We start from the raw sequence: 5351 nt of genomic DNA, 5'->3' as shown, positions 1-5351 counted from the left end.
AACCTCCCGGCCTTGATAGACTTTCAGCGAGCGCGGGAGGAACTCCCGAACACTTTCTTGAAGGAGCAGAACACGCATGGCACGTGTCGTCGTTGAGGTGATGCCCAAACCCGAGATACTTGACCCTCAGGGTAAGGCGATCTCCGGTGGAATGTCCCGACTCGGCTTCACCGGTTTCGGTGAGGTGCGACAGGGAAAGCGCTTCGAACTCGAAGTCGACGGTGAGGTCACCGAGGAGGTTCTCGCGCAGGCCCGTGGGGCCGCTGAGAAGCTTCTGTCGAACCCTGTCATCGAGAACGTCGTGGCCGTTCGCGCCGTCGAGGAAGCCTGATGACGGCTGTCGCAACCGACCCCACCATCGCCGAGGCGGGTGCTGAGTCCGGCGTTTCGATCGGTGTCGTGACGTTCCCCGGAACGCTCGATGATCGTGATGCCGCGCGTGCGGTTCGCTTGGCGGGTGCGAGACCGGTCAACCTGTGGCACGCCGATTCGACCCTCGACGGTGTCGACGCTGTCATACTGCCCGGTGGGTTCTCCTACGGCGACTACCTGCGCTGCGGTGCGATCGCGGGTTTCGCTCCGATCATGGAATCCGTCGTCTCGTCCGCCAACGCCGGTATGCCGGTCCTGGGCATCTGCAACGGCTTCCAGATCCTCTGCGAATCGCATCTGCTGCCCGGTGCCCTCATCCGCAACGACCACCAGCATTTCATCTGCCGTGACCAGGAACTGGTCGTGGAGAACACGACTACTGCTTGGACCGGTGACTACTCACAGGGTCAGACGATCCGGATTCCGCTGAAGAACGGCGAGGGCGGGTTCGTCGCCACCGAAGAGGTTCTCGACGAGCTCGAAGGCACCGGCCGTGTGGCGCTCCGCTACCAGGGCCCCAACCCCAACGGTTCCCTGCGCGACATCGCCGGCATCACGAACGAGGCCGGAAACGTCGTCGGACTCATGCCCCACCCCGAACACGCCGTGGAAGCCGGCTTCGGACCGGAAGACGGTGACGGCATCGACGGTCAGGGATTCTTCTCCTCGGCCGTGCGCACCCTCGTCACAGGCCGCTGAGCCAAGTCACCGTCGCGCTCTTCAGTCGTCGGCCCATTTGAGGCCGACGGCTGTCTCAAGCGTCGCGGATGCGGCGTGCAAGGGCACCGACCAGGTCTCATCACCGACGATTCCGTCGACGTCGACGTCGCCCCACTTCTGGAACCCTTCGACGGATGTCTTGGTCGCGGGCCCGAATTCGCCGTCGGGTTCCCCGGGTGAGGGCCAGTCTCCCTCTACGGAACCGTTGTGCAGGACTTTCTGCAGGTCCGCTACGGCTCCATGAGACGAGCCGAGCTTGAGCGTGGGCATCGGTCCTCCGTTCGGCAGTGCCTCCCAGGTCTTGTCACCGACGATGCCGTCGACATCGAGTCCGGCTCCGCCCTGGAAGTTCTTGACTGCTGTTTCTGTCACGGCTCCGAAGATTCCGTCGACTGCCACCGAATGATCCGGCACTCTGCGCAGAGCGCGCTGTGCCCTCCTGACGACGTCGCCTTGGGATCCTCGCTCGATGATGGGCTGACCGGGATTGGACATCTTCTCCTCCTGCATAGTGTCGGTGCTTCCGGGCCGGAACTCACCGATCGTGAATATTCGTGGAAGTAGCCTTGCCGCCACAACCGTCAATCTATGACCTGCGCACATTTCCCGACAAGGGCTGGACGAGACTCATCCCACATGCCCGTGAGATGGTTCTGAAGCACTGTGACGGTCATGGCCTGTGCACGCACATCGGCCCCGGAGTTCCGACTCATGTGGCCGGTGTTCCGGGGCCGAATGCCCTTTCTCGGTGTCGGTTCGCGCCGTCGGGCCGGGAGTGTTCACCAACCCGACGGGTCACCGATCACGATCCGAACTGTGCGCGGCGGCGGGCGAAGATGATTGTCGCTGCGCCCGCCAGGATGAGGACTGCTCCTGCTCCGAGGCCGGTGAGCTCGGCACCGGTGCGCGGCATCGAACCGGCGTTGTCGGAGTTCCCTGCGTCACCGGATTCATCCGAGCCCCCGTCGGGGTCGCCGGCGCCGCTTCCGGTCACCACGAATCTGCCTTCCATGCTCTGTTCCATGCAGACGGCGATGACCTTGTACGTGCCGGCATAAGCGTCGGGATTGTTCTCGAGGCCATAGACCTGGACCGATGCAGCACCGTCCTCGTTGGCCTCGACTGTCCTGTCGTAGAGCTTCTCGCTGGGCTCATGCCCCCAGACTTCGAACTGGACGTCACTGCCGGGTTCGCATGCGGTGACGGTCATGGTCACGCCCTTGTCGCGATTGACGAAGTCCTTTCCGGAGACCGTCTCCGGGTCGATGGCGAGCTTGGGGTCGACGACACTGTCGTCTGCGGTCACCGTGAAGGTTGTCTCGACGCTTTGGTCACCGCATGAAGCCGTGACGAGGTAGTCGCCGACCCAGTCGGATCCGCCCTCGCCGTCAGGAACGAAAGTGCTGACTCCTGCTGCGTCCTCGCCGGCCATCTGGGTGTCTTCCCAGACGGTGGTGTCGGGGTCGGCCTCGGTCCTGATGCGGAAGGTCACCTCTTCGTCGACGACACAGTTGACCAGCATGAGGCTGACCCCATCGTTGAGGAACTCCTGGAGGCCCTGACTCTGGGGAGACACCGTGAGCTCCGCGTTCGGAGGTTCTGCGTCTTCGTCGTCGGCCGCGACGACCTCGACGCTTCCGCTGAAGGTCTTCGACTCTTGGCCTTCTCGTTCAACGGTGACCGTGACGTCGAGTGTGTCACCGGTCTTGAGTTCAGTATTGCCCACAATGGCTCCGCTGAAAGTGCCGTCTTCCTCAACTGCGGTGGCTGTGTCTTCACCGGGCTCGGCGGTGACGACATCACCTGTTTTGAGGGAGTCGACCGTGTAGCGGATCCCCTTGTCCGGATCACCGATCTCTTCGGCAGTCATTGTGGTCTTCTCGAGCGAGAAGTCCGCTTCGATCGGTGCGGATTCCTCGGCTCCGTCGGAACCGTCTTCGGTTGCGTCTTCGGTTGCGTCGTCTTTATCGCCGTCCGGGTCGGCAGTCTCTTCGCCGGGCGAGGTCGGTGCACCGGGGTCGGCAGTCTCAGCCCCGTCTTGACCACCGTTCTGCCCTTGGCCCGCGTCGCCCTGCGCATCGTCGCCACCCTGGTCGACAGCGCTGTCGTTCTCGCCGGGTTCGACAGCGTCGGTGGCACTCTCAGGCTCGTCGCCCGGGGACTGCGCATTCTCCTGGGTCGTCAGTTCGGGCGGGGTGTCCAGAGAGTTCGCAACCGCCGGGGCGACTCCGACGGTGGACACCGCCAATGCGATGCTTGCTGCGAGAACCAGCCGTTTCATGATGATCCTTCCAGAGGCCGGAGTGGCTGCCGTGTGCAGTGTTGGAAGCGACCATACGTTCGTCGTCGGCAAGCGACCACTTTTGGTCTTTTAGTTCATGACGGAAATGTGATTGTGATGCCTCCGAATGGTTATCTCTTTGAGACATAGCCCTCGCACTTGAAGCGATCGGTCATCGCTGTGCTGGTGCCTGCTCCCGCAACCACCACATGTTTCCCTCTCGGCACGGCGTCGGTACAGCCCGAAGGCTTGGTAGCACCCATGTCACGATTGTGCACACGCGGTCGTTTCGGCAGGAAAATCGTTACCCGCGAAGTGTATGAGTTCGGTCCCCACAGCCGAAGCTGTAGGGACCGATTCACCAGTTGCGACTACATCATCAGCCGCGAATGAGTCATGAGTCCGTGACCGTGTCTTCGCTCAGTGCCCTCGGAGCCGGAGGAGCGTTGTCGATGCCGCGTTCGGCATTGCCCGTGCCGCCCGTGCCGTGAGTGTCGTCAGTGCCGTCAGCGCCGTCAGTGCCGTCAGCAGTGGTGCGATCCTCGACGATGATGCCGACCTCGGTGTCCGACTCGGCAAGCACCTCGGCGGTGAATTGCTCTTCGGCGTCCTCCCCGCGGAATTGCGACATGTAGAGACGGTAATACGCTCCTTCTGCGGCCAGCAGCTGATCGTGGTTGCCGTGTTCGACGATGGCTCCGTCCTCCATCACCAGGATGGTGTGGGCATCGCGGATCGTTGACAGGCGGTGTGCGATGACGAACGATGTCCTGTCCGTGCGCAGCGCGGCCATGGCCTGTTGGACGAGCACCTCGGTGCGGGTGTCGACTGAGGAGGTCGCCTCATCGAGGATGAGCAGCGACGGGTCGGCCAGGAATGCCCGTGCGATTGTGATGAGCTGGCGCTCACCGGCAGAAACGCTTCCACCATCGGAGTCGATGACCGTGTCATAGCCCTCGGGAAGCTGCCGTACGAAGCGATCGACCATCGTCGCCTGTGCCGCATCCATGACCTCGTCATCGGTGGCGTCGAGTCTGCCGTAGCGAATGTTCTCGCGGATGGTGCCTTCGAACAGCCATGCGTCCTGCAGCACCATGCCCACATGCGAGCGCAGATCCGCTCGCGTCAGGTCCTGTGTGTCGGTGCCGTCGAGGAAGATGTGACCACCGGTGATTTCATAGAAGCGCATCACGAGATTGACCAAGGTGGTCTTACCTGCCCCTGTCGGTCCGACGATGGCGACCGTGTGGCCGGGCTCGGCAGTGAACGAGACCTTCTCGATGAGCGGGGTGTCCTCGGTGTAGCGGAAGCTGACATCGGAGAACTCGACCCTGCCCGGAGTGCGCTGCGGCAGCGTCTCCTGGGCGTCATCGGGCTCTTCCTCCTCTGCATCGAGAAGTTCGAAGGTCCTCTCAGCCGAAGCGACGCCGGACTGCAGCATGTTCGCCACACCCGCCATCTCTGAGATCGGCTGGGAGAACTCACGGGAGTACTGGATGAATGCAGTTGCGTCACCCAGAGTCATCTGCCCTGAGGCCACCTTCAGGCCTCCTGCCACGGCGATGAGGACGTAGCTGAGGTAGGACACGAACTGCATTGCGGGCATGATCATGCCCGAAACGAACTGTGCACCCGCCGAGGCTCTGTACAGGGACTCATTGCGACGGTCGAACTCTTCGAGCATGATCTCGTCGCGGCCGAAGGCACGGACCACGTCGAGGCCGGAGAACGATTCTTCGACGTGTCCGTTGACGTCACCGGTGTGTTTCCACTGCGCCTTGAACATCTTCTGCGACCTGGTGCCGATGACGCCGGCGATGACCGCAGACAGTGGGAGCGCGATGAGTGCCAGCAGCGCCAGCTGCCAGGACACGATGAACATCATCACGCCGATGCCCACGATGGTCAGAGCTGATTGGACGAGCTGGGAGAAGGCCTGCTGCAGTGCCTGCTGGATGTTGTCGACGTCGTTGGTCAC

5 protein-coding genes are annotated in these 5351 nt (G+C 62.6%); 2 read left to right on the top strand and 3 right to left on the bottom strand.

Translation table 11 applies throughout. The annotated features are described in order from the left end of the window. The first annotated feature begins 76 nt into the window (after window positions 1-76). Window positions 77-331, top strand: a complete 255-nt coding sequence (gene purS, locus L0G76_RS13730; protein ID WP_304357732.1) for a phosphoribosylformylglycinamidine synthase subunit PurS — start codon at window positions 77-79, stop codon at window positions 329-331. Further along, entirely contained in the window at window positions 331-1071 is a 741-nt protein-coding gene (gene purQ / locus L0G76_RS13725; RefSeq protein ID WP_304357731.1) for a phosphoribosylformylglycinamidine synthase subunit PurQ, read from the top strand. Before purS ends, purQ begins: the two co-directional genes overlap by 1 nt. A 21-nt stretch (window positions 1072-1092) precedes the next feature. On the opposite strand, the gene L0G76_RS13720 is transcribed toward purQ, so the two are convergent. The 3 genes from L0G76_RS13720 to L0G76_RS13710 all read right to left on the bottom strand — a co-directional run. Continuing rightward, on the bottom strand, window positions 1093-1602 hold the full coding sequence (locus L0G76_RS13720; protein ID WP_304357730.1) for a peptidoglycan-binding domain-containing protein: 510 nt from the start codon (window positions 1600-1602) through the stop codon (window positions 1093-1095). A 292-nt stretch (window positions 1603-1894) separates the two neighbouring features. Continuing rightward, a complete protein-coding gene (locus L0G76_RS13715) occupies window positions 1895-3373 on the bottom strand; it encodes a hypothetical protein (RefSeq protein ID WP_304357729.1) in 1479 nt (492 codons plus the stop codon). 394 nt (window positions 3374-3767) lie between these two features. Beyond that, on the bottom strand, window positions 3768-5351 hold a 1584-nt coding region (locus tag L0G76_RS13710), incomplete at its 5' end, for an ABC transporter ATP-binding protein (RefSeq protein ID WP_304357728.1).

Origin of the sequence: Brevibacterium picturae (assembly GCF_030453725.1) — a bacterium.
In the GTDB taxonomy this organism is placed as follows: Bacteria; Actinomycetota; Actinomycetes; order Actinomycetales; family Brevibacteriaceae; genus Brevibacterium; species Brevibacterium sandarakinum_A.
This window is presented reverse-complemented; position numbering and strand designations above follow the sequence as displayed.

Coding starts and splice junctions, on each gene's coding strand:
- L0G76_RS13715 (WP_304357729.1), bottom strand. CDS start 3,373: ATGAAACGGCTGGTTCTCGCAGCAAGCATCGCATTGGCGGTGTCCACC.
- purQ (WP_304357731.1), top strand. CDS start 331: ATGACGGCTGTCGCAACCGACCCCACCATCGCCGAGGCGGGTGCTGAG.
- L0G76_RS13720 (WP_304357730.1), bottom strand. CDS start 1,602: ATGCAGGAGGAGAAGATGTCCAATCCCGGTCAGCCCATCATCGAGCGA.
- purS (WP_304357732.1), top strand. CDS start 77: ATGGCACGTGTCGTCGTTGAGGTGATGCCCAAACCCGAGATACTTGAC.